Source organism: Paenisporosarcina macmurdoensis (genome assembly GCF_042658845.1).
Lineage (GTDB): Bacteria > Bacillota > Bacilli > Bacillales_A > Planococcaceae > Paenisporosarcina > Paenisporosarcina macmurdoensis.
Window position 1 is genome coordinate 64,405 of record NZ_JBHSRI010000003.1, and the last position, 20,059, is coordinate 84,463.

A 20,059-nucleotide genomic window follows, 5' to 3' on the forward strand; every position below is an offset into this window, starting at 1 on the left:
TGCATACTGCCGCAATCGGTTTTTTGGATTTACGTGCTTATTTTTTCAATAAAGAAGCCCATTCAGTTTCAAGCCACTTTTCAAAATCTGCGCCTTTTTCGCCTTCATACGCATCATAAACATCAAGTCTCATTTTCTTGAACTTCTCTTTAAACTCTTCAAAGGTATGATCTGCAGGCAAACTTTTTTTAATGCGCAACAAGATCTTAGAAGTCCCTTTTATAATATCGAATTTCGTTTGCTTAGGTGCCGTTACATCTTCACCAAAAGCTTTTAGCTGTCTGTATGCTGCTTCTTGGATTTTAAACACAGGGTCTTTTGTCATTCTTGTCGTAAGAACATCAATTACTTTACTATGCTTGTGCTGACCCAATTCTTCAACTGCATCAAAACGTACTCTCCAACTTGACGTACGATTTGCAGCCTTTTTTAGTTCTTCGTAATTTTCTGGTAACTCATTTTGTACATTGTTAGTCAATTGATTCAATCTCCTTTTATATAAAAATCCATTTGTGGACAAGAAAACATTCATGCATGGAACAGAATAATCCTTTAACAAGTATTGTACCATTTTCTGACCATTCACATACCCTGTTTCATAAAATGAGATTATTCAAACCAATTGATGAGCTACTAATGCGGGATTCAAGCAGATTTTAATTGTTAATGATTTCTTTCAGCTCTGACCAATTAGTAATTCTTGGGATCGTCAAATGTTGATTATACGACTGATTCATAACATAGACTTTCAACGAATCATCCGAAAGTGTGTTTAAAACATCCGGCTTGTCATCAAAATAATAATCCAACTTTAACTCTTGAATGATTTGTACTTTGTCCTGATCTTTCATGCCACAGAAAAACCTGTCATCTTGAATAGGGAAACCTTGTTCGATCATCCACTGTTTAGTACGTTCTCCATGCTCACTAGGTCTAGCAGTTATATAGTAAATCTCATGACCTTGCTTATTCAGTTCGACCAATGTTTCAACTGCATTTGGATAAGTAGGACACGATGTATAATAAATCTCTTCGAGAGTGCTTTTCCACATGTTAGAGCCTTGCTCTGCTGTCAGACCAAATGCTTCATGAATTTCAACTTTCTCTATTTCATGAAAAACATCAATAGAGACGGATTGATTCAAGTTTTTATTGTAAATGTGAAAGGCATGTTCTCTTAAACTGATCAGTGTATCGTCAATATCAAAACCGAATTTCATAGTAGTATCCCTCAATTGCTTCATTAATTTTTGTAACGTGGATAGCCAACAAACTTAAAATCCTTGCCAATCTTGATGATATCCGTGTCTTCTAATTCAACAGCGTCAGCCATTTTATCGATTCCTGAGCCTTCTAGGAATGTTGGTGCGTATTGTCCACCGATTAACTTTGGTGCAATATAAATAATCGCTTTATCGATTAGTTTATTTTCTAAAAAAGCGGCATTAATTGTGCCTCCACCTTCAATCAACAACGAAGAAATGCCTTTTTCACCTAGAGTTTTTAGGACTTCTATTGGATTAACATGCTTTTGACCACTAGTAGGAAATACCGAGATCCCCATACTTTCTACTAGCGATTTCTTTTCTGTGTCAAAATTCTCGCTTGTGAAAATCCATGTATCAGCCGATTTATCAGTAATGACCTTACGATCTAGTGGTATTTTTAGTGTAGAATCCAAAATAATACGAATTGGGTTACGCCCGTTTGGAATTCTTGTTGTTAACTCTGGATTGTCAGCTATCACAGTGTTTACACCAGCCAAAATTGCCATATGCTCATTTCTTAGCTGATGAACATCATGTCTAGCTTCTTCAGATGTAATCCACTTACTATCAGAAGAATGCGTGGCAATTTTACCGTCTAAAGTAATTCCTGCTTTTAATGTAACGAAAGGAGTATTTTTTACAATATACTTGTTGAAAACTTCATTCATTTTTCGAGAAGCTTCTTCACAGATGCCTACAACAACTTCGATTCCTGCTTCTTCAAGAATTTTAACCCCTCTACCTGAAACAATTGGGTTGGGATCAAGCGTGGCAATGATCACTTTTTTTATCCCAGCTTCCACAATAGCAAGTGCACAGGGACCCGTTCTTCCGTGATGAGAGCAAGGTTCAAGTGTTACATAAATCGTGCCACCTTGTGCTTTATCACCAGCCATGCGAATCGCATGAATTTCTGCATGCGGTTCTCCAGCTTTTAAATGAGCGCCAACTCCCACAATTCGGTTGTCGTTGACAATTACAGATCCAACTAAAGGGTTAGGATCTGTTTGCCCTTTCATCGCTTGGGCATTTTTTAAAGCCAATTCCATATAAAATTCGTGGTTAGTCATTTGGACAAGTCCCCTCAGCCTCTACCTCTAGATGCCCCGAGCGCTTAATTTTCGTTTGCAAATATGCCTCGTTAAATTCCGAAACATCTCCCCACAAGGGTGTGCGTCCTGAAACTGGAAGCCCAGCGTCAATAAGTGCAGCTAGTTTTTTAGGATTGTTCGTCAACAATGTTACCGGCTTCGAACGTAATGCTTTTAAAACTTGAATAGCATCGTCATAGTTACGAGAATCATCAACAAATCCTAGACTTTCATTTGCTTCAACTGTGTCGTAGCCATTCTCTTGAAGAATATAAGCCATAGCTTTACTAAATAAACCGATGCCTCTTCCTTCATGGTTCGCTAAGTAAAATAATGCTCCTGCTCCATGATCTACAATCATTTGCATGGATTCTTTAAGTTGATAGCCACAATCACATCTTTTACTCCCGAAAATATCTCCGGTGTGACAGATTGAATGCATTCTTATTAGAGCGTCTTCTTCATGTTTGAAATCACCATAAACAAGGACACTTGATTGTTGAAATTCAGCTAAGTTTGAAGAAGAAAGCTTTTCGATGATTTGTTGGATATCTTCTTTTTCTTCTTTCGTTTGCAACCAACAATACCATTGAAATACAACAGTTTCCCCGTACAAATTAATGGGTAAATTTATTGGACCAACTAAATATATAGAGCCTTGACTTGAATGAATTAATTGAATTTTATCCTCTAATACTGCAAGAGCTTGTTTAGATACCGTTTGTACTTCACTCATTTTAATATCCCCTTTTTGGAATCCCAATAAAAAACTAAAATTTACAAAGTTTCTTTTTCTTAAGGTTACTTTATGTAAGTAATTATATTTTTGTAACTTGAAATTGTCAAGTAAGCAAACTGTCTAGATGGCAGAATACTCTGCTTAAAATCCAGTTTTTACTTACGTTCAGTTTATCAAACTTATGAAATTTCTTATTAATCGAATGGGTTTTGCAACACATTCACACGATTTCGCTGAAAATTATTTTCAGTCTGCTGCGGATTCTTTGCCTAGCGCTATGTTTTAGGGAATAAAGAGGATGATGTGGCAAAATAAACGACGTCAGATTTAGAACATACGGTTTTTCATACCTCCGGAAAATCTTAGTCTGACTTTTCGAGGTTGACGTCTGAAAAATTGGCGTTGACGTCTGAAAAAACTGCCTCCACGTCTGAAAAATAGTCGTTGACGTCTGAAAAACACTAATAGCACAAAAACACAGATTCATCTAGGTTTACAGGTCGCTTTGCCATATTTCAAAATGGTCTAGAGTACAAAGACGATGTGCTGGTGACTGTGTCACTTCAAACCATCCTCTTCGTTTAGATCACAGATGTGATTGCCTGAAATAGTAATAGGGGATGTGACGATGTCACATCCCCTCGTTGGTAAAGGCACAGCTTGATACTTTTAAAACCTTACAGGAAACCTGAGTGATTAATTGCCTCCGTCTTATTTCAGAAGCTCTGTTATATTCTAATTTATGTTTTTATTGCGCACATTAACTAGCTATCACTACCCAAAAAGCTTCATGTAAAAAGGAGTTGATCCATTTCTGGAACAACTCCTTTTTACGAACATATGAAGTTTAAGCTTTTAATTTATTAGCAGCGCGTTCTTCAGTTTCTGCAACCATAACTGCACAAGCTGCATCCCCTGTAATATTAACTGCTGTTCTAGCCATATCAAGTAAACGGTCAATACCGATAATTAAAGCGATACCTTCAACCGGTAAGTTAACAGAGCTTAATACCATAGCTAACATGATCAAGCCAACACCTGGTACTCCTGCTGTACCTATACTAGCAAGCACTGCAGTTAGGACGACGATTAATAGAGCTGTTAATGACAAATCAACGTCATATACTTGAGCGATGAATACCGTTGCCACACCTTGCATAATGGCTGTACCGTCCATATTAATGGTTGCTCCTAAGGGTTGTACAAAGCCAGAAATCGACTTCGGAACACCCAGGTTTTTTTGAGCAACACTCATCGAAACTGGTAACGTCGCATTACTACTAGATGTACTAAAAGCAACACCCATTGCAGGTGCAAAACCTTTAAAGAAATCAATTGGATTTCGTTTAGCTATAAGTAGGATTGTGGAACCGTACGTCACGATAGCATGAACTACCAGTGCTAGTAGCACAACAATCATATACAAACTCATAGCTTTAATGGCATCTAACCCTTGCTGACCAATTGCTGAAGCAAGTAGAGCGAATGTACCGTATGGTGCAAATTTCATAACAAGATTAACTAGATACATCATGATTTCATTACCTTGTTCAAGTAAATCTTTCACTTTGTCTACTTTTGAGCCAAGCATAGTTAAAGCAAATCCAATAAAAATGGCAAAGACAATTATTTGCAACATATTACCATCAGCAAACGATTGAATTGGATTAGTTGGTATAATGTTTAGCAATGTTTCTGAAATTGGAGGCGCTTTCTCACTACTGTATTCTAAGCCTTCAGTATTGAATGTACCTGCATTACCTGGTTCAAATAAGTAGGCTAATCCTAATCCAATTACAATAGCAACTGAAGTCGTAGCTAAAAAGAACGATATTGTTTTTAATCCGATGCGACCTAATTTTTTAGGGTCACCCAGTCCAGCAGTACCTAAAGCGATCGAGATGAAAACAATCGGCACAACGAGCATGGTAATTAAATTAATGAATATTTTACCAATAGGAGTAAAAACGTAGGTATCTAAAGGTGGAAATAAATCTGGTGCAAATATATTTAACATTATTCCCGTTACTGCACCTAAAACAAGTGCAATAATAATTTTCACTGATAAGTTCATGGACATATCCCTCTTTCTTGCGACAAACAAAAAACGGAAACTCACTATCTAGGATTCATAAGTTGCTGTTAATCTCATTGAAGTTCGTCTTTATAAAATAGATTTATAAGAATGTATTCACTCTATTCGATAATTATAAACCTGTAAAGAGAGCACATTTAACTAGTCCCTATGTCAAAATCCTAATATTATCCACAAAAAAGAGTCAGTTCACTGTGGGAACCGACCCTTTCCGATTAGGCATTTTCTTTTATTATCGAGGTGATTTCCACCGTTCAAATTCATTAATAGTAAGTGTAAAAGACCAGTGGGAATTTTCGGTATTCCGAATTCATGCAATTTGCCTTTCACCTTTTCTTTCATTGCATTCATAGTCAGATTAGGTGAAGCAAACTAGGGCTTTATCTAAAGCCAATCTTCTTCTGTTATATCGAAATTCTTTTCAGCCCATGCTAATGCTTCTTCGATAGATTCTAGCTTATGGTCGTCATGAACGTTCCATTCTTGATCACACATAAATACATAGTACTCATTCTCTTCTTCATACTGCGCTATAGCTAAAGCCGTTATTGGGACTTCAATTGTTACGCCTTTTTTTTCTTCAAAGAACATAATACTTAATTTTTGGTTAGCATCATTTTTCGTTTGTTTGATTATCTTGGCACCATCAAGTTCATTTACTTGGGTCATGATTCATTTCCTCTTTTCATTTTAAAGTGGCCTTTCATTTATCTTAACATTTTCATCTTGTTGACATCATTATTTGAGAATATATTTGTTGTGTTATACATTTTTTACTCATTCACACGGAATCTAAAGATTAAAAATCGCTCATTCTCATTACGTTCATATAAGCCTGAAACTTTCACTTCTTTGACGAATTCAAAGGTAGTTCTTGTTTCAAGAAATTGGATATATGCTGTAGTCGGATAGTATAGAATCAAATCGATTGTGCGCGGATGCTGATCAGCCGATTGTAGTATATTTTCAACAACCTTCATGAAAATTTGAACAGAGAATGGGTTAAAGAAATAAAATACATTATCTCTCGCTTTGATTTCATATTCTTGTGCCAGGCACTTTTCAAAGGTAATTGAATGAATCTTGTACTTCGCTTTTCGCATGTAATCATCCAAGTTTTCGAGTGCTTCTCGATGAAGCTTATTACTCATTTCAATTCCAATAACTGGTGTGTGACAGTGATAATTGATGTAAAAAGGCAAGCGACCTTTACCGCTTCCAAAGTCTACTACACGATCCGTATTTTTTAGTTCATAATCGAGAAAAAATTCATCTAATGCCTGGTAAGGTGTTGCTTCATACCGATTATAATGAACCGACTGATTAAGAACTTCTAGCGTACCGACGGTTTTTATATGCAGTAATCGATCAATATCTGTTTCATTCATAGAAATACCTCTTTGTTGTAAATTTCATGCCCTCATTTCCCCCATTCTTCGAGGTTATAAACAATGCATTTCTGCTTCTGCTACATCCCAAGAAACAGCATAACCCTTTCCTTTTGCACAAAAAATAGATGATGAGCTATAGTCTGGATCTGCATTTTTATTGTAAGAGATTCTGTCTATCACTTCAGCTTCGTTATGACATCTTTCGTAGCCACCAAACACTAGATTTATCACACCTTTTCCTTGTGTAAAGGATGCAAGCTCCGAAGCATAATTCATGAAAGTTGAAACTGGTACTTTACCTGTTAGAATCGCTTTATTTCCTTCTGTTTTCGGTGAATCAAAGCTGCCATATGCGCTTTGTATATCTGATAGCACTTTTCCCATTTGATCCAAATCTATTTTTATTTTGAAATGGTAAAATGGTTCCAACACATGATTTTGGGCTTTTTCTAATCCTTGCCTCAGCGCACGATGTGTTGCCTCTCGAAAGTCTCCACCCGATGTATGCTTGTTATCTGCTCGTCCTGTCAGTAATGTGATTTTCACATCTGTTAAGGGTGACCCCGTCAACAAGCCATTATGTGCTTTTTCAAGGAGATGATGTCGCACTAAGTTTTGATTGCCAATAGACAAATCATTCGCATGACACGCATTGTCAAAAGATATTCCACTATTTCTTGCTGCGGGTTCTATTTTCAAGTGCACTTCAGCATAATGTTTTAACGGTTCAAAATGTCCATAACCAATTATAGTTGTTGTTATTGTTTCTTTATATAGAATTCTCGGTTCTTCAAAACTAACCTCTAAATGAAACCTCTCTTTTACAATCTGTTGCAAAATTTCTAATTGAATCGTTCCCATCACATGAATATGAATTTCCTGCAAACGTTCTTCCCATGTGATATTTAAAGAAGGATCCTCTATATCCAACAGCTGAAAAAATCGTAAAGCCTCTTTTATATGAACGGCTGAGTCAAAGACTACCTTAGACTTTAATGTTGGCACCATTTCATAAACTGCTTGTTCATTTAAAGTTCCTACTCCATCACCCGTAGAAGCATTTGATAGGCCAACGACTGCGAATAACTCTCCTGCATTAACATGCTCCACCGTTTTGAATTTATTTCCGTTGTACACTCGGATTTGCGTGACTTTATCCGAATTTCTATGTTCATCATTACCGTATGACACTTCATCTCGAACGCTCAATGTGCCGCTTAATAATTTTATATACGTAATTCTCGTTCCTTTTTCATCATGACGGATTTTATAAACACGTCCAGAAAACTCTTCTTCATCAGAATAATGTGTCGTGGTTAATAGATGAAATTTATCCAAGAAATCGATGACACCGATATCTTGTAATGCCGATCCATTCGAACAGGTGAAAATCTTTCCTTCCTTAATCAATTCTTTCATAGTGTTTAGCCATAATTCTTTATCATAGCCAGTATCCATATAGTGCTCTAGGAGATTTTCATTACGTTCTGCTATAAATTCAATAAGGTCTTCTGTCATCTCTCCTTGATGAAAAGCTTCAGTCATATCAAAAACGTCCATTGAAAAGTCTTGACGAATTTCTTGGATGACGTTTTCTACACTGGCACCTACACGATCTGTCTTGTTAATAAAGAAAAACGTAGGGATATTATGTTTTCTAAGCAACTGCCATATCGTTGTCGTATGTCCCTCAACACCTTCGACGGCACTCAGAATGACAATAGCATAGTCCATTACTTGTACGGAGCGTTCCATTTCTGGAGAGAAATCCACATGACCTGGATTATCAATTAAATAATATGTTGAACCCTTATATGAAAAAGTTGCTTGGTCAGCGAATACAGTTATGCCTCTTTGCCTCTCAATTTCATGACTGTCGAGGAACGCATCTTTGTGATCCACTCTTCCTCTATTCTTGATACTCTTCGTATGGAAAAGAATTTGTTCTGCAAAAGTTGTTTTCCCCGCGTCTACATGCGCAAATACACCAATTGTTTTATTCATACAGTCACCCCACTTACCTCAATACTATCTTAGTTTTAATCAAATATAAAAGCGGATACCGTAAATATGGTATCCGCTCCTGGTTAATTATTTTTTTGCACATTCTTTATATCCGTTTGACTATAACTACCAGCATCCGGGTTGCCTGTTTTTTGTGCAAGAACTTTTTTCACTTCATTATAAGTTAGACCTGAGTTTTCATTATTTCTTTTAACGTCTGCAATATTTGTTCCGGACTCAGTAAATTCTTGGGTGTTTTGATTATTTTCCATTTAGGTTGCCTCTACTTTATTTTTCATTATCTTCTCTTAAAAAGGAGATTTTACTCATCAGTTCTTATATCCTGAAATTAACTTAAAATGATTATTTCTGAACATACTTCCCTTGTTTCGGTATAGCTATTTTGTCAAAGTCTCTAGAAAGCATGGATAAATTCCCAGATAACCATTCGCCCGAAACAGGATGTCCATGACCTGTAACAGCTAATGTAGGATTGAGCTTTTCTAATAACTTAACTGATTCCCATGATGAATCCCAGTCTGGAGTTAAGTATTTAGGAGGTCCATGAATTTCTAGTTCTTGGGTTAACACGCTATATAATGATTCCTGTTTCACTGTGACAAATGCATCTCCCGCAATTAAAGCACGATCATTTTTTCTGAATAACGAAATATGACCTTCCGTATGACCAGGTGTATGGATCCATTTCCAACCTTCCATATTAGGAACAGTCCCACTACTTGGGAGTGCCTTTACCTTGTTTCCTAAATCAATTGCTTCAGTTGGAAACATCGGAGACAATTTGGCGATTAGGCCCGCATCTACTGTTGTATCCGGTATTGGATAGTTTTTTTTACCAGTCAAATATGGCAGTTCCAATATATGTGCATAAACCGGAACATCCCACTCTTCGAGAAGTTCGAAGATCGAACCTATATGGTCAAAATGTGCATGCGTTAATATTATTGCCTTAGGCTTTGCGTCTTCACCAAATCGATTTTTCGCCTCATTTATGATCTTTTGTGCTGATTTAGGAGTACCTGCATCAATTAATACCCATCCATTTTTAGAAGAACCAACAAAACAAATATTAACAAATTGAATGGTAAAACAATAAATGTCAGAACCAATTTCAAGCCCATGACCACTTGATACAGTCGGCATGGGAATATACATTTCAGTTGAAGAACTTCTATCCATTTGCACACGTCCCTTTTCATTAAAAATTGCCTCAACTCAAATGAGAAGAGGCATTTTTTATTAATCTTTTCGGTCGTCTCTTCTCTTTAATCCCATAAGACCAGCAAGGCCTAATAACCCAATCCAGCCCCATTCCATATCATCATCTTCATCATCCGCAACATCGGCAGTTGCATTCTCGTTGTTGTTATTATTATCACCAGTGGTGTCTGCAGCATAGGCAGCATTTGCATTTCCGATAACTGTAAACGTGAAAGCCAAAGCAAAAATTAGGGCAAATACTTTTTTTAACATGTTTTTATTCCTCCTCATTTAGTCTGCCTTATTATGTTCAGTAAAATCAATATCATACGTTGTATGTCGAATACATAGTGCAGTGATATTCACACATAATATAAATTGTGTTTCGTCATTTAGGCGAAATTCTAAAAAACCTTGTGGAGGAGAGATAATTTGGGTATTTTAAGTGGAAATCCGAAAGACGAGCCTTTACATGACGGTGAAGTATTTGGAGTTTGGTCGTTCATTACTGCCAATAATGGACTATTAAGTGTTTATCAAGCTTTTATCAATCATGCGGGAGACAAAGACTTGAGAGAGATGCTTGAAGACGCCGTAAGAATGATGAAAGATGAAAATAAACAAGCTTCAGAATTACTAAAGGCAAATGGTGTTGCCCTTCCACCAGCTCTACCTGATCGTCCTGTGGCTTCTGCTGAGGATATTCCTGTAGGTGCAAGATTTATGGATCCTGAAATAAGTGCCATTTTAGCTGTCAATGGAGCTTCAGCATTAGTAGGTTGTAGTCAAATTATTGGTCAATCCATTCGAGAAGATATTGGCATGATGTTCGGTCAATTCCACGCGAGTAAAGCTCAGTTTGGAGCAAGATTACTTAAACTCAACAAAGAAAAGGGTTGGTTAATTCCACCTCCATTACATGTATCTCCTCCAATTAAAAAATAATTTATTCTCTGACAAAATGGAAAACCCTTGGCTACTTTAGTATCTAGCCAAGGGTTTTCCATTTACTTTTATGTTTTTTAGTTTTCAATATTTTCAACTTTAATATGTTTAATTACAATCAACAATAAGATTAATCCAATTCCACTTGCTGTAATAAAACTCAAATTCAAATAATCGTTCATCACGAGTGACATAATTGGAGGTCCTGCCGCAACTCCAATAAATCTTGCTGAGCTGTAAAAAGAAGAAATGGTACCTCTTTCTTCTTTCTTAGTGTTTTCTGTAATAATGGCATCAAGCACCGGTAGTAATATTCCAATGGATATCCCCACAAAACTAGTGACCACTAACAAAAGGATAAGCATATCACTAGTAATCCCAACAAATCCCGTACTGATTGACAGAATGATTATACTAACAATCATTATTTTTTTCATCGTTGCTAAATTACCCTTAATATTGCGACCGGATATAAAGGAAGCAATACAAAGTAGTAAAAGTGGAATAGCAAGAACAAACCCTTTTTTTATGCCTTTTATATCATGCGCTTTTTCAAGATTTTCTGATAAGAAAAATAATATACTAAATAGCACTAACATGACAAAAATCCCATTGAGGAATATGGTAAATAACCATGGACCTTCTTCTTTAAAAGTACTTTTCGTATTTCTCAAAAATTCTTTCATTTTTAATGGATCATCTTTTTCTTTCGGTACTTTAACAAAGAAAAAGATGAGAACAATTGACACTAAACTAAATATGGCTATCGAGAAGAATGGGAGAAACCATATAAAAGCTGCAAATACTGATCCTAAAATGGGACTTAATACTTTGCCAAATGTATTGGACGTTTCAATAATTCCCAAACAAGAACTTGTTTTTTCATCATCATCTTTATATAAGTCGCCGACTAATGGTAATATGATTGGCATGGCACCTGCCGCGCCTATTCCTTGTAGAATTCTACCAATAATTATCCAAGTATAAGGGTCACTCAACTTCCATGAAGCAAATCCCGCAATTAAACCACCAATTAAGGCGAGAATCAAGCTCGGTAAAATCACCATTTTTCTTCCAAAACGATCAGACAAATAACCTGCTACCGGTATAAGAAAAACAGCAGCAACCGAATAACTCGTTATAATCATACTGGATTGAAATGAAGTGATTCCAACCTTTCTTTCCAATATAGGTAACACCGGGATAAGCATAGAATTCCCGAGTGTCATGACAAGAGGAATTGAGGCCATACTTACAATACACCATCTACTAACAGTGTCTTTCGCCTGTTCATAATTCTCCATAGATTCACCTCGAGTGACAATAACTAAATGTATATTCTCCTTATGCATTCTTTTTATACATTCAATTATGTCCTGTGACAGTACTCTATGTATCTATTATAACAATGACTTATATGCTTGGACGCCAAAGAATATACCGAAGCCAATCATAGCAAGCGAAGATACAATGGAGATATTTCTCAATAGCTTAGTATTTAATAATTTTCGAGCTACACTCGATATAAAGGCCATCATAAGGTCAACTAAAGATATACCAAATAAAATGGCGACACTATAAACAATGATTTGGTGCCATGATAATGTTTCAGTTGTACCAGCAAGAATTGAGCCGTATATACCAAGCCAAAAAAGGATAGTTAGGGGATTTAACATAGCCATAACGAAGCCAGATAATAATGATTGTCTGAAACGGATCGTTTTACCTATTTTTGTATCTACTTTTATTTTTTTTAGCGTAAGTAAATTTTCTACACCCGTATATAAAAGAACAAAACAACCAAATGACCAAAGAATAGTTTTCAGAACAGGTGAGTCAATAAACTGACCAATTCCAAAGAAAACCATGAGCATATACATGATGTCAGTAACTAAAGCACCAATACCAAAAATCCAAGCATGAAAAAAACCATTTTTAATTCCTGTATTTAATAGAGTTGCTTTAACCGGGCCAATTGGTGCAGCTAGGGATACACCTAAAAAGAAATATGTAAATATTGAATTGATGAATAGCCCTCCAATAATATGATGTTCTTCATCATATTCATTACTAACAACTTGTACTACAACAAACATTAAAAATTATAATGCAAAAAGAAATACAATTAAGAATCGTGCTTATGTATTGACCTTTATCAAGAATTTAATTAATTTCTGAATTAGACAGAAAAAAAGACCTCCCTTTGAAGGTCAATTATCATTCGTCTCATTCTATGCTTCTGTACGCGGTTTAGCGGGATTGCACTGAGGTTTATCTACAATAGTTGTTTCCGACAATTTCTTTAAATAGTAGCACTCTTCTCTTGCCATATGATCAGCCATTAAGGGCGAAAGAGTTCCTAGTATTTCTTTCTTCAATTCCATCTCCTCTAACTCATTTAAAAAACTTTTAAATATAGCCATTTCTAACCCTACATCTCGATGAAACTTCGTTAGAGCGGGAAACTCCAAAATATTCGTACGTAAATACCCTGCAAGCTCAACTGCTTTCAAATAAAATCCTTCCCACTCTTTAGAAAACTTTTGTCCTTTATACTTTAACTGTTTTTCAACTTGGTCTAAATTGCTGTTGATGGCCCCTGCATGTCCAGCCGCATCCATTAACCATAAAAGATCATGATGAAGTGGATGAACAACTGGAGGTATTTCCCCTTTTGATAAATAATCAAAATTGCGAATAGCTTCTTCTACTTCATTGACCATATGGTTAATAAACGTTGGAGGTAAAGTAATTTTTATTTTTCCTACTAAATGTTCTTTTATCAGTATCAATTTAAATGAGCGAATCTTTTCACTTGCACCTTTCGCTTCCAATAACAGATCTAAGAGTGATGATTCATCTCCTAGTGCTTTTGAAGTCGCAAGCAACTGATCAAACTTCTCCTTAAACGAATTTGCAACTTCTATATATTTCTTCTCACTCGGGGCTAATGAATCATGAATAAACCTGCTATGATCACCTAGTATTTGTAGCCAAAAGTATAACTCAGCTAATGACTCGGATTGGAAGGTTTTCGACAATAAAACATCTCCTTTTACATTATAAATAACTCTATGCGTAGGAGATGTTAGGCATTCAAGTTGGCACAAATCATAACAAAGAAACCAGACTTTGAAGGCTGATTTCTTCGTTACTACATATCGATACCTTAAGATTTGATGCTATAAGTAACCATTTATTCGTGATTTATCTTCTTCGATAATTTCATTTCGCAAGCCTTCAATACTTTCTTTTCGGCGTTCATTTGCCTTTTTGATTAACTCTCGCTCCTTGCCATCAGCTAAGTTGAATGCTTCTTCTGCAGCTTCCATATTATCTATGGTATTTTCCAGTCTTTCCTCATTATTAGCTGAATCATTTGGTTGTGGTGTGATTCTAGACATTGTAATTCCTCCTTCAGTTTTAAAAAGTACGTTCAAGTGATAGCATTCCCAATTCCCTAAAAACTATTTGAAGATTTAATTTCTACCCATTAATCACCATATGAAAAGCGCAATTCTCCTTCTAGCTCGACAGCTAATCGCCTTTCTGACCCTATAAAGTTGCCCGCGAATTGGCACTTGAGCTAGACATAGCTGCTCTAAGTTCAAAGGTGCAGCTTGAAAAACCACTACTTTCCGGTCTATCTAAAAAAGAATCCAGCAACTAGAAAGCTGCTGAATCCTTTTATTACATTCATTTAATTTTTATGAGTAGCCATTTTTTCGATCTGTAGCTTCATCTATTATTTCTTTTCTCAAACCATCGACGCTTTCTTTACGACGTTCGTTTTTCTCCTTGAGTGCCGCAAGTTCTCTTCCATCGGTAAAAGCCATTGTTTCTTCTGCTGCTTCCATATTTGCTATTGTATTTTTCACTGTATCCTGAATCTTTTCAACGTTATCAGAACGATCATCTGGTTTAGGGTTATTTCGAGTCATTCAATTTCCTCCTTTGTTTTTTAAAAATCGTACAAGAAATAGCTTTCCCCATTTCAACAAAACTATTAATAACCGACAACAAAAAATCCAACACTGACATAGCTGTTGGACTTTTCCTTATATTGAACTTAACGAATTAGATAAGATTTTTCCCTTTATTATAAAACCCTTCCATATCGTCTTTTGGTACAAGGGCTCCACCTGTCGCCCATACGATATGTGTTGCGTGTGTTGTATCCAAATTATGTTGTTGTGCATAGGTAGACGCTAAAATTCTTGCTGGACCATCTAAACCTGATGTCGCAGAAGGCTCCAAAAAGATACCTTCATGATCCGCAAGTATGGCTAAATACTTAAATAGCTCATCATCTTCAAGTGTATAAATACCGCTGACTAATTTGTCACTAATGGACGACGCAAAACTTGAAGGTCTTCCGACTGCCAATCCATCACCTTCAGTTAGATTGTCTATGCCAAAATCTTGCACACATACTTTTTCCTTTTCACCTGTTAACAACCCAATTAACACTGCTGGTGAATGAGTTGGCTCTACGAAGAAACAATGTACATAGTCGCCGAAAACTTGCTTTAATCCGAATGCAATCCCACCAGGTGAACCCCCGACGCCACAAGGTAAATAAACAAATAAAGGATGTTCTGCATCAACAAGAACTTTTTCATTTTCTAGCTGTTTTTGCAGTCGAATAGCTGCCACGCTATATCCTAGAAATAAGTGCTTTGACTTTTCATCATCTACAAAATAGCCATTTGAACTATCAATGGTAAGTTTTCGGCCAGTATAAATGGCTTCGCCAAAATCACCTTTAAACTCATGCACTATAGCTCCTTTTGATCTCAATAAGTCTTTCTTCCATTTTTTAGCATCAGCTGACATATAAACGGACACTTGGAAACCTAGTTTTGCACCAATTATGCCGATGCTTAATCCTAAATTGCCTGTTGAGCCAACACCAATTGTAAACTGCTTGAAAAACTCTTTAAATTGATCACTTGAAAATACGATATAGTCATCAGCTTGGCTAACCAATCCTGCTTCAAGAGCCAATTGTTCTGCATAATGAAGGACCTCATACACACCACCACGCGCTTTAATTGATCCGGCAATCGGTAGTTCATTGTCGCATTTCAAAAATAGTTCACCTTGTATCTTGGCATCATACTTATCATTAAGTTCATTTTTTGTATTCGTTATTTTTCTTAAAGGCGATTCAATGATTCCTTTTGTTTTTTTCGTTTCTGGAAATTCATTGGCTAAAAATGGCGCAAACCGTTGCCATAACCGAGCTGCATCTTCCATATCTTCTTTATTAACTGCTAATGGCGGTAGTTGATTCATTTTTTTTAGCTGAGGGTTCAACCACACAACTGGTTCCAAATTAATAATAGGCTGTAAAAGCGGATATGTTTGTAGCCATTTATCTAATTCCTGTTGTTCAAATACCATGTTTTTCATCCCTTCTCTCTGTCAAAGGCTTATTGAATACTTATAGAAATTTTAACAAATGATCTTTATGACTATTCGCTAATTCAAGTAAATTAAAATTCCCATGCTTAATTAACTCCATTACTTCATTTGTTTCATCCCAAGCCATGTTATATAAACTCTCGTCAATAATTCCTTTTGATAGGGCTTCTTCTAGTTCATCAATATCCTTTTGAATGATTTTACCCGATGGTAAAACAATAATATCCAAATATAAATCGTCCAGCCAAGGCACATTATTTTTGATGCCATTCTTATAACAAATATCAATGTACCACTGAACAATTTCACCTCGATTATTGAACATGGTGGTTAGCGAATGATGTTTATTTGTAGGAAAATGTTGAAGCCAAATATATCCGTCATCCACAATACAAATTTTTTCTTCACCATATTTAGCAGATAATGGAGCAGCCACTTTATTCACTTTTATTAAGGTTACGTAGCCTTTAAATTCTTCTGTATCAAAAAATGACTGCGTATAATCTCTATCAATAATACGTTTCCATTGTGAGCGATCACCGTATTTCCTTTTCAATTACATACCCTCCAACTAAAACTACTTATCCTAATTATACCAATTATCATCTCGACTTATAACAGCGTTTAAAGCACGCATCAAATAAAGGAAGAACATCAGTTAATGAATAGATATTCCTTCATTTGAATCAAGGTTATTTCTGCCATTATTGACCAAGATGTGTTACGTTAACCATAAACATTATGATAGATGTACGAGTATATACATCTCATCAATTCTAATTACTATTGGAGGCAAAAATTATGCAACGTGTTGAACTTACAGAAGATCTATCCTTTTCAAGAATCATTCACGGATTATGGCGTTTAACTGAATGGAATATGTCCAATGAAGAAGTGCTTACGCTCATTGAAGATTGTTTAAAAGCTGGCATTACCACATTTGATCATGCAGACATTTATGGAAACTATACATGTGAGAAAAAATTTGGAGATGCCCTTGCATTAAAACCTGAGCTTCGAAAAGAAATGGAAATTGTCACGAAATGTGGAATTAAGCTTGTATCGAGCAATCGTCCCCAACACAGTATTAAATCATATGATACGAGTAAAGAGCATATTATCGCATCAGTCAATCAGTCACTTCAAAACCTTCAAACGGACTACATAGATGTTCTACTTATCCATCGACCAGATCCTTTTATGGATCCGGCAAAAGTAGCAGAAGCATTCACTCAGCTGAAAATTGAAGGGAAAGTTCGTCATTTTGGCGTCTCTAATTTTAAACGTTCACAGTTTAAAATGCTTCAATCTTACTTAGATTTCCCACTCATTACAAATCAAATCGAGCTATCTGCTTATCAACTTGAGAACTTTGAAGATGGCACTGTTGATCTTTGCCAAGAAGAAAGAATTGCTCCAATGGCTTGGTCGCCTCTTGCAGGTGGAAGTATCTTCTCTTCTAATGAAGAAAGAGCAAAGAATTTGCGGATTACACTAGAGAAAATTGCCGGTGAAATCGGTGCCACGGCGATAGATGAAGTTCTTTATGCATGGTTACTTAGCCATCCTGCAAATATCATGCCAATTGTTGGTTCGGGTAAAATGAATCGTATTGAGTCCGCAATCAGAGCACTAGATTTATCTTTATCGAGAGATCAGTGGTTTGAAATATTGCAAGTTGCGATGGAACGCGAAATAGCGTAATTCCATCCTTTATATCAAAAGCTAAAGCGAAAGGAATTAGCCATTTGAAACCTATTATCGGTATTTCTTCAAGTTTAAATGAACATATTCTTTCAGTCCCTATAGACTATATTCAAGCCATTACCCAATTTGGTGGTGTCCCTATTGTCATACCAAATATACAAGGGGATGCGATTGACTCCATTGTCCATTTACTTGATGGCTTGCTTTTAACTGGAGGTGGAGACATTGACCCCACCTTATTTAATGAAGAACCTCTTCAAAACCTTGGAACTATTACGCCTGAAAGAGATGATTTTGAAATAGCCATCATCCAAAAAATGATGAAGCTGAATAAACCGATTTTAGGTATATGCAGAGGTTTGCAAATTTTAAATATTGCTATTGGTGGCGATATGTACCAAGATATTTACTCCCAATCGCAAAATAAACTGTTACAACATACTCAACTTGCCCCACGGAACCATGCATCTCATTTTGTGCAGGTTTTAAAAGGTTCCATGCTAAGTGATATTGTCCAAGTAGAAAAATTTAAGGTGAATAGTTTTCATCATCAAGCAATTCGAAAAATCCCAAATGACTTTAAAGCATCTGCAATTGCCAGTGATGGTATCATAGAAGCTTTTGAAAGTAATATCCACACATTTGTAATCGGCTTGCAGTGGCATCCAGAAAATTTGTTATCCAAAAACGACGAAGCTTCAATAGCCATTTTCAAAGCATTTATTTTATCTTGTGAGAAGTGACGATAAATAACCTATAGAATCATTCTAAAAAGCGGTCATTTTTAAATGTCCGCTTTTTTGTTACTTATTTTTCTGGTGAATATGTTTACATCATTTTCTACTCATGAATACATGATGATTGGGAAAACTATAAAACGTATTGAAAAAAAGGAGGTATTTGGTTTGAGTCGATGTTTTCAATTAACTTTTATGATGAGCTCATTTTTCTTTCTTAGTTCCTCCCTTGTTTCAGCTGCCGACCTACAAACAAGAGAACAAATCTTGGAAGAACGGATGGAAACCTATACAAAGTATTCCAGCTTAACATTACCTTGGTATTACTTAGCAGCAGTAGACCAATTTGAAAGGAACATCCAACAAGTCCGCAATGATATTCCTAAAAGAGAAGGAACTGTCGCAATTCAGTTCACAGATGATTATTGGGTTGGTGTTCATAATCCGATAAAAAATGATACTCTCTCTGCATCCATCGCCTTTTTTGATGGAAACGGTATGGATGGAAATAATGACGGATTCGCTGATCAAAAAAACGATGATGATGTGATGCTTACAATGGCCCACTTCTTAAGTAAATACTCACATAGTGAAAAAGAGCTCAAACTTGCTTTAAAAACATATTATAAGCACGAACAATCTGTAAACCAAATCATGACCATTGCAAAAATTTACGAACATTTTGAGACATTAAAACTAGATCAAAACGCCTTTCCACTTCCAGTTACTCAAGATTATAGCTACCGAAGTACTTGGGGCGACAGAAGAGGATGGGGTGGTCGCAGAATACATGAAGGTACTGATTTATTTGCCTCTTATGGTGTCCCTGTAAGAGCAACCACATACGGATTAATCGAAACTAAGGGTTGGAATGAATATGGAGGGTGGCGAGTAGGGATTCGTGATGTTCTAAATACGTATCATTACTTTGCTCACTTATCTAGTTTTAGTAAAGAAATTAAAGAAGGCGATATTATTAAGCCAGGAACCATTATTGGATATGTGGGTAGTACCGGATACGGTAAGAAATGGACAAGTGGCCGTTTTCCTCCCCATCTTCACTATGGCATGTATAAGTATAACGGACGGACTGAATGGGCTTATGATCCTTATCCTTCACTCAAACGATGGGAACAACAAGAACGTAAGGGTCCCAATTAAATACCTAAAGAAATTGACTAAGGTCCAGATGCGATAATAGCTGCTGGACCTTTTTACTTTCACAATTCTTTCTCCAAGTTTAGAATTCTTTGTATAATTACCCATAATTGAGGCATAAAACATGCATCTTTACTTGATAAAGTGAAAAGTATAGCTATATAGATATATCCTAGATATCTATTTGCAGTATATAATATAGCTAACATACATAATCAATTTGCATTCGACTAATCATGTTTGAACATATATCTAGCTCTATGTTTATCGACAAAT

General features: G+C 36.1%; 22 protein-coding genes. 4 read left to right on the plus strand and 18 right to left on the minus strand.

The window, feature by feature from the left end:
* Positions 1-37: 37 nt before the first annotated feature.
* The 11 genes from ACFPYN_RS04245 to ACFPYN_RS04295 all read right to left on the minus strand — a co-directional run bounded on the left by ACFPYN_RS04245 (position 38) and on the right by ACFPYN_RS04295 (position 10,082).
* Positions 38-478 carry a HEAT repeat domain-containing protein gene (locus ACFPYN_RS04245; RefSeq protein WP_377732709.1) on the minus strand — a complete coding sequence of 147 codons (441 nt, stop codon included), beginning with the start codon at positions 476-478 and terminating at the stop codon, positions 38-40.
* A 178-nt stretch (positions 479-656) separates the two neighbouring features.
* Positions 657-1,244: a 5' nucleotidase, NT5C type gene (locus ACFPYN_RS04250; RefSeq protein ID WP_377732710.1), complete on the minus strand. Its 588-nt coding sequence runs from the start codon at positions 1,242-1,244 to the stop codon at positions 657-659.
* Positions 1,244-2,338: a bifunctional diaminohydroxyphosphoribosylaminopyrimidine deaminase/5-amino-6-(5-phosphoribosylamino)uracil reductase RibD gene (gene ribD / locus ACFPYN_RS04255; protein WP_377732711.1), complete on the minus strand. Its 1,095-nt coding sequence runs from the start codon at positions 2,336-2,338 to the stop codon at positions 1,244-1,246. Before ribD ends, ACFPYN_RS04250 begins: the two co-directional genes overlap by 1 nt.
* A complete protein-coding gene (locus ACFPYN_RS04260; RefSeq protein ID WP_377732712.1) occupies positions 2,331-3,095 on the minus strand; it encodes a GTP cyclohydrolase II in 765 nt (254 codons plus the stop codon). Before ACFPYN_RS04260 ends, ribD begins: the two co-directional genes overlap by 8 nt.
* A gap of 850 nt (positions 3,096-3,945) precedes the next feature.
* Complete coding sequence (locus tag ACFPYN_RS04265; RefSeq protein ID WP_377732714.1) at positions 3,946-5,172, minus strand: dicarboxylate/amino acid:cation symporter; 1,227 nt, start codon at positions 5,170-5,172, stop codon at positions 3,946-3,948.
* A gap of 405 nt (positions 5,173-5,577) precedes the next feature.
* Positions 5,578-5,862 (minus strand): hypothetical protein, encoded by a 285-nt coding sequence (locus tag ACFPYN_RS04270; protein WP_377732716.1) that lies wholly within the window; start codon positions 5,860-5,862, stop codon positions 5,578-5,580.
* A gap of 104 nt (positions 5,863-5,966) precedes the next feature.
* Positions 5,967-6,581 carry an SAM-dependent methyltransferase gene (locus ACFPYN_RS04275; protein ID WP_377732717.1) on the minus strand — a complete coding sequence of 205 codons (615 nt, stop codon included), beginning with the start codon at positions 6,579-6,581 and terminating at the stop codon, positions 5,967-5,969.
* Positions 6,582-6,635: 54 nt separating this feature from the next.
* The gene (locus ACFPYN_RS04280) at positions 6,636-8,588 is read right to left on the minus strand and encodes a GTP-binding protein (protein WP_377732719.1); all 1,953 of its coding nucleotides are present in this window, start codon (positions 8,586-8,588) and stop codon (positions 6,636-6,638) included.
* Between the two features lie 83 nt (positions 8,589-8,671).
* Complete coding sequence (locus tag ACFPYN_RS04285; protein WP_377732720.1) at positions 8,672-8,860, minus strand: hypothetical protein; 189 nt, start codon at positions 8,858-8,860, stop codon at positions 8,672-8,674.
* A 91-nt stretch (positions 8,861-8,951) separates the two neighbouring features.
* Positions 8,952-9,788, minus strand: a complete 837-nt coding sequence (locus ACFPYN_RS04290) for an MBL fold metallo-hydrolase (protein WP_377732721.1) — start codon at positions 9,786-9,788, stop codon at positions 8,952-8,954.
* Between the two features lie 60 nt (positions 9,789-9,848).
* Positions 9,849-10,082: a WGxxGxxG family protein gene (locus ACFPYN_RS04295; protein WP_377732722.1), complete on the minus strand. Its 234-nt coding sequence runs from the start codon at positions 10,080-10,082 to the stop codon at positions 9,849-9,851.
* Positions 10,083-10,241: 159 nt separating this feature from the next.
* Here ACFPYN_RS04295 and ACFPYN_RS04300 point away from each other — a divergent pair, with 159 nt between their 5' ends.
* On the plus strand, positions 10,242-10,754 hold the full coding sequence (locus tag ACFPYN_RS04300) for a DUF3231 family protein (protein WP_377732723.1): 513 nt from the start codon (positions 10,242-10,244) through the stop codon (positions 10,752-10,754).
* Between the two features lie 77 nt (positions 10,755-10,831).
* Here ACFPYN_RS04300 and ACFPYN_RS04305 read toward each other — a convergent pair whose 3' ends face one another.
* From ACFPYN_RS04305 to ACFPYN_RS04335, 7 genes are all read right to left on the minus strand, one after another.
* Positions 10,832-12,058, minus strand: coding sequence for an MFS transporter (locus tag ACFPYN_RS04305; RefSeq protein ID WP_377732724.1), 1,227 nt, complete (start codon positions 12,056-12,058; stop codon positions 10,832-10,834).
* A gap of 96 nt (positions 12,059-12,154) precedes the next feature.
* Positions 12,155-12,850 carry a LysE family translocator gene (locus ACFPYN_RS04310; protein ID WP_377732725.1) on the minus strand — a complete coding sequence of 232 codons (696 nt, stop codon included), beginning with the start codon at positions 12,848-12,850 and terminating at the stop codon, positions 12,155-12,157.
* 135 nt (positions 12,851-12,985) lie between these two features.
* On the minus strand, positions 12,986-13,795 hold the full coding sequence (locus ACFPYN_RS04315) for a DUF2935 domain-containing protein (RefSeq protein ID WP_377732727.1): 810 nt from the start codon (positions 13,793-13,795) through the stop codon (positions 12,986-12,988).
* Between the two features lie 141 nt (positions 13,796-13,936).
* Complete coding sequence (locus tag ACFPYN_RS04320) at positions 13,937-14,158, minus strand: small, acid-soluble spore protein tlp (protein WP_377732729.1); 222 nt, start codon at positions 14,156-14,158, stop codon at positions 13,937-13,939.
* Positions 14,159-14,461: 303 nt separating this feature from the next.
* Positions 14,462-14,695 carry a small acid-soluble spore protein Tlp gene (gene tlp / locus ACFPYN_RS04325; protein WP_377732730.1) on the minus strand — a complete coding sequence of 78 codons (234 nt, stop codon included), beginning with the start codon at positions 14,693-14,695 and terminating at the stop codon, positions 14,462-14,464.
* Positions 14,696-14,831: 136 nt separating this feature from the next.
* Entirely contained in the window at positions 14,832-16,160 is a 1,329-nt protein-coding gene (locus tag ACFPYN_RS04330; RefSeq protein ID WP_377732732.1) for a D-serine ammonia-lyase, read from the minus strand.
* A 40-nt stretch (positions 16,161-16,200) separates the two neighbouring features.
* The gene (locus ACFPYN_RS04335) at positions 16,201-16,737 is read right to left on the minus strand and encodes a DUF402 domain-containing protein (RefSeq protein WP_377732734.1); all 537 of its coding nucleotides are present in this window, start codon (positions 16,735-16,737) and stop codon (positions 16,201-16,203) included.
* Positions 16,738-16,982: 245 nt separating this feature from the next.
* Between ACFPYN_RS04335 and ACFPYN_RS04340 the strand changes: the two genes are divergently transcribed.
* From ACFPYN_RS04340 to ACFPYN_RS04350, 3 genes are all read left to right on the plus strand, one after another.
* Positions 16,983-17,885, plus strand: coding sequence for an aldo/keto reductase (locus tag ACFPYN_RS04340; protein WP_377732736.1), 903 nt, complete (start codon positions 16,983-16,985; stop codon positions 17,883-17,885).
* Positions 17,886-17,929: 44 nt separating this feature from the next.
* Positions 17,930-18,631, plus strand: a complete 702-nt coding sequence (locus ACFPYN_RS04345; protein WP_377732738.1) for a gamma-glutamyl-gamma-aminobutyrate hydrolase family protein — start codon at positions 17,930-17,932, stop codon at positions 18,629-18,631.
* 162 nt (positions 18,632-18,793) lie between these two features.
* Complete coding sequence (locus ACFPYN_RS04350; protein WP_377732739.1) at positions 18,794-19,786, plus strand: M23 family metallopeptidase; 993 nt, start codon at positions 18,794-18,796, stop codon at positions 19,784-19,786.
* Positions 19,787-20,059: the final 273 nt, after the last annotated feature.

Coding starts and splice junctions, on each gene's coding strand:
- ribD (WP_377732711.1), bottom strand. CDS start 2,338: ATGACTAACCACGAATTTTATATGGAATTGGCTTTAAAAAATGCCCAA.
- ACFPYN_RS04295 (WP_377732722.1), bottom strand. CDS start 10,082: ATGTTAAAAAAAGTATTTGCCCTAATTTTTGCTTTGGCTTTCACGTTT.
- ACFPYN_RS04265 (WP_377732714.1), bottom strand. CDS start 5,172: ATGAACTTATCAGTGAAAATTATTATTGCACTTGTTTTAGGTGCAGTA.
- ACFPYN_RS04260 (WP_377732712.1), bottom strand. CDS start 3,095: ATGAGTGAAGTACAAACGGTATCTAAACAAGCTCTTGCAGTATTAGAG.
- ACFPYN_RS04330 (WP_377732732.1), bottom strand. CDS start 16,160: ATGGTATTTGAACAACAGGAATTAGATAAATGGCTACAAACATATCCG.
- ACFPYN_RS04290 (WP_377732721.1), bottom strand. CDS start 9,788: ATGGATAGAAGTTCTTCAACTGAAATGTATATTCCCATGCCGACTGTA.
- ACFPYN_RS04285 (WP_377732720.1), bottom strand. CDS start 8,860: ATGGAAAATAATCAAAACACCCAAGAATTTACTGAGTCCGGAACAAAT.
- ACFPYN_RS04320 (WP_377732729.1), bottom strand. CDS start 14,158: ATGTCTAGAATCACACCACAACCAAATGATTCAGCTAATAATGAGGAA.
- ACFPYN_RS04305 (WP_377732724.1), bottom strand. CDS start 12,058: ATGGAGAATTATGAACAGGCGAAAGACACTGTTAGTAGATGGTGTATT.
- ACFPYN_RS04275 (WP_377732717.1), bottom strand. CDS start 6,581: ATGAATGAAACAGATATTGATCGATTACTGCATATAAAAACCGTCGGT.
- ACFPYN_RS04340 (WP_377732736.1), top strand. CDS start 16,983: ATGCAACGTGTTGAACTTACAGAAGATCTATCCTTTTCAAGAATCATT.
- ACFPYN_RS04270 (WP_377732716.1), bottom strand. CDS start 5,862: ATGACCCAAGTAAATGAACTTGATGGTGCCAAGATAATCAAACAAACG.
- ACFPYN_RS04280 (WP_377732719.1), bottom strand. CDS start 8,588: ATGAATAAAACAATTGGTGTATTTGCGCATGTAGACGCGGGGAAAACA.
- ACFPYN_RS04250 (WP_377732710.1), bottom strand. CDS start 1,244: ATGAAGCAATTGAGGGATACTACTATGAAATTCGGTTTTGATATTGAC.
- ACFPYN_RS04310 (WP_377732725.1), bottom strand. CDS start 12,850: ATGTTTGTTGTAGTACAAGTTGTTAGTAATGAATATGATGAAGAACAT.
- tlp (WP_377732730.1), bottom strand. CDS start 14,695: ATGACTCGAAATAACCCTAAACCAGATGATCGTTCTGATAACGTTGAA.